This window comes from Listeria immobilis, assembly GCF_014322845.1.
In the GTDB taxonomy this organism is placed as follows: domain Bacteria; phylum Bacillota; class Bacilli; order Lactobacillales; family Listeriaceae; genus Listeria; species Listeria immobilis.
In genome coordinates this window covers 1-526 of sequence record NZ_JAASUA010000032.1, presented here as the reverse complement: position 1 = coordinate 526, position 526 = coordinate 1, and the positions used below count along the sequence as shown (strand labels likewise).

The window sequence follows — 526 nt, the reverse complement described above, 5'->3', positions numbered from 1 at the left end:
GCTCGATCATTTTTCCGAAACTGCCAGCTAACTTCTTCCACAAATCGGAGTCCTTGTCGCAAATGGATGTCATAGGCCTCTTGAAGTTGCTGGACAGCTCGCCTTTTTTGTTGATTTTCGTCTTCTTTTCCCATTAATCGCCGTTCCTCTTGTTGCCACTCGGTCCACGTCTTCATGGTGTTGAACCTCCAATTGTTGAAAGGTTGGCCCCCAGTTCCGCATCTTTCGCAGCAAAGGCCTCTGCGACACTATGTAAATTCGTACTTGCCATCGTTAACGCACTCGCAATCTGAGTGGCTGCTTTGCCTTCTGCTTGGATTGCCGTGTGTGCCTGTGTATTCCCCCCAACCGTTGTTTCTTCATCTTTCGCAATGGTTGTTCCTTGTTTCTGAAGAATCGAAACAGCTTGTTGAAGCGCAGTGGCTTTTTCTGTGGCTTTCCCTAAATCACTTGCTACTGTACCCATTTTTCTTCATCCCTTTCTGCTCATTTTTAGAAAAAAACGCCACTTACGAGAATCTCATAA

2 protein-coding genes are annotated in these 526 nt (G+C 46.0%); both read right to left on the bottom strand.

What is annotated here, in order from left to right:
* Positions 1 to 176: DUF3958 family protein (locus HCJ45_RS14850; RefSeq protein ID WP_187125295.1), on the bottom strand; the 176-nt coding region annotated here is incomplete at its 3' end.
* Positions 173 to 466: a TIGR04197 family type VII secretion effector gene (locus HCJ45_RS14845; protein ID WP_185381677.1), complete on the bottom strand. Its 294-nt coding sequence runs from the start codon at positions 464 to 466 to the stop codon at positions 173 to 175. The genes HCJ45_RS14845 and HCJ45_RS14850, both read right to left, overlap by 4 nt.
* Positions 467 to 526 lie beyond the last annotated feature (60 nt).